A 2,351-nucleotide genomic window follows, 5' to 3' on the forward strand; every position below is an offset into this window, starting at 1 on the left:
CGGCCAGTTCAAGGGCCAGGTCGATCCCAAGCTCAACCCGCCCAGCCTGTTCCAGGTGCAGAACCTGCGGGGGGGCGACTGACATGAGCCACCCCACCCTCAGCCGCGCCGCGATGGAGAAGGTGATCCGCACCTACTACGACGGCTGCAACGAGGCCGACGAGGCGAAGATGATCGCCTGCTTCGTGCCCGAGGCCGTGCACTACTTCCCGGCCGGCATGTACGGCGGCGCCTTCCGGGGCGCTGCGCAGATCGCCCACCGCTGGCGCACGGCGGTGGAGACGCTGGGCTCGTACTGGACGATCGATGCGCTGGTGATCGACGCCGAGACGGCCGAGGCGGCGATCGAGTGGACGCACTTCAAGACGAACCAGGACAAGGTGCTGCGCGGCGCCGAGTGCGTGGAGTTCGACCGCGCCTCGGGGCTGATCCGCGAGATCCGCGCCTTCTACGCGTCGCCGCAGGCCGAGGGCATCGCCCGGCTCGAGCTGGGCGACTTCGACTACGCGGGGCGCGGCTACCGCGTCACGTCACCGCGCAAGCCGGCCTGAGGCAGCCACCGTGCCGGATGGCACGCCCCCGGCCTGCAGGGCCCGGGGCGTGCGCCCGCTGGTACGGACCCTGCTATCCCGGGGCAACGTTTCCACGCGGCTGCCACGAGCCGAGCAAGATGCCACAGAGTCTGATGACGGCGCACGCAGAACGTGCGCCCTCCCGGCCCCAGACCGGTGCCCCGGCGACGCTGAGGCTGTCGGGCGAGGTCTACGGCACGCTGATCAACCTGTCCGGACGGCGGCGCTTCACCTCGCAGCGCGTGGTGCTGTATGCGGTGCTGGCGATGCAGGGCCGCGACGGCGCGCTGGCGTTGTCCGCGGAGGCCCTGGCGGTGTTCCGCAAGGCCCACGCGGCGCTGGTGGACGGCGACGACACGCTGCCGGGCCTGTACTGCGACGAACTGCGCGACGCCTACTTCGGCGCGACCGGCGCCGACCGCGTGATCCGAAGCTTCATCGAGCTGGCCGAGCGGGTGCTGGAGGCCATCCCGCTGCGCACCCGCGCGGTGCCCGACCTGCTGGAGCAGCTGGTCGAGAGCGCCACGCCGCTGCTGGCGGTGCTGAACCGCGTGACCCAGGTCTACGAGGACCTGGCGAAACGCCAGGCCGCGACGGTGAAGAAGCAGCTGGCGGGCGTGATGGGCGAGATCGAGACGATCGCGAAGCAGGCGCGCATCGTGTCGTTCAACGCGCAGGTGATCGCGGCGCGGGCCGGCGACTCGGGACGGGAGTTCGCGGTGGTGTCGGCCGAACTGACGCAGATCACCGGCAAGCTCGACGGCCTGGTGCGCGAGGCGATGCGCAGCTCGGTGGCGTGAGCCGGCTCAGGCCAGCCACTGGCTGGCCACGACGTGCACGCCCAGCCCGACGCTGAACAGCGCCACGATCACGCTGAGCGCGCGGTGGTAGCGGCCGAGGTGGCTGGCGGTCAGGCGCATCGGCAGCGCCACGGTCCAGGACAGCGCGGCCATGCCGACCACCGAGCCCAGGCCGAACAACACGACGTAGAGCAGGCCGACCCAGGGGTCGCGCACCTGTTGCAGCGTCAGCAGCACCAGCGCGGCCGAGCCGGCCAGCCCGTGCACCATGCCGACCAGCAGCGCGCGCAGCGGCAGCGGGCGGTGTTCGTGCCGGTGCTGGCGGTGATCGTGCGGCGCGGTATCGCCGCGGTGCGAGTGCGCGTGGAAATGCGGCGCGGCATCGGCACGGGCGGCGTCGCCGTCGAGCGAGGCGGACCCCGCCGCTTCCGCCGGCGCGTGGACGTGGGCATGGAAGTGCACCCGCTCGCGCCACAGCCGGCGCAGCAGGTCCAGGCCCAGCAGCACCAGCATCACGCCGACGGCGCCTTCGAGGCCGTGCACCCAGCGCTCGGACAGCACCACGCCGATCACCATCACCACACCGCCGAACAGCAGCAGCGTGAGGGTGTGGCCCAGGCCCCAGAACACGCCCTGGCGGACAGCGCGCCGGGTGTCCTTCTCGCGCGCGACCAGCGTGGCCACGGCGGCCAGGTGGTCGGCCTCCAGCGCATGCTGCATGCCGAACAGCAGGCCGAACAGGAGCACGGTGCCGGTGATCATGAGGCGGGAAATCCGAGAGCGATGAGGCGGCTGCGCGAGGTGGCTGCATTCTCGGCGATCGGCGCAGGGGACTGCAGTCGCAGCGGAACGACGAGCCCCTTCAATCGACGGGCCCGGTCGTGATGGCCAACGCAGCGCCGACGGCTCGATGCGCTGCCGCTGGATGGCCGTGCCGACGGCCGGCCCGCTTTCGCCGCGCGCTGCCGCGGCGGCCGCG

The 2,351-nt window shown here is 72.1% G+C and carries 3 protein-coding genes; 2 read left to right on the top strand and 1 reads right to left on the bottom strand.

From position 1 onward, the window contains the following. Nucleotides 1-83: 83 nt before the first annotated feature. Nucleotides 84-551, top strand: coding sequence for a nuclear transport factor 2 family protein (locus x551_RS21290; RefSeq protein WP_051495969.1), 468 nt, complete (start codon nt 84-86; stop codon nt 549-551). A 119-nt stretch (nt 552-670) separates the two neighbouring features. Next, on the top strand, nt 671-1,372 hold the full coding sequence (locus x551_RS21295; protein WP_081771444.1) for a type IV pili methyl-accepting chemotaxis transducer N-terminal domain-containing protein: 702 nt from the start codon (nt 671-673) through the stop codon (nt 1,370-1,372). Nucleotides 1,373-1,378: 6 nt separating this feature from the next. Here the strand turns inward: x551_RS21295 and x551_RS21300 are convergent, their stop codons facing one another. Next, nucleotides 1,379-2,134 carry an urease accessory protein gene (locus tag x551_RS21300; RefSeq protein WP_036236446.1) on the bottom strand — a complete coding sequence of 252 codons (756 nt, stop codon included), beginning with the start codon at nt 2,132-2,134 and terminating at the stop codon, nt 1,379-1,381. Between the last annotated feature and the right edge of the window lie 217 nt (nt 2,135-2,351).

Origin of the sequence: Methylibium sp. T29 (genome assembly GCF_000576205.1) — a bacterium.
In the GTDB taxonomy this organism is placed as follows: domain Bacteria; phylum Pseudomonadota; class Gammaproteobacteria; order Burkholderiales; family Burkholderiaceae_C; genus Methylibium; species Methylibium petroleiphilum.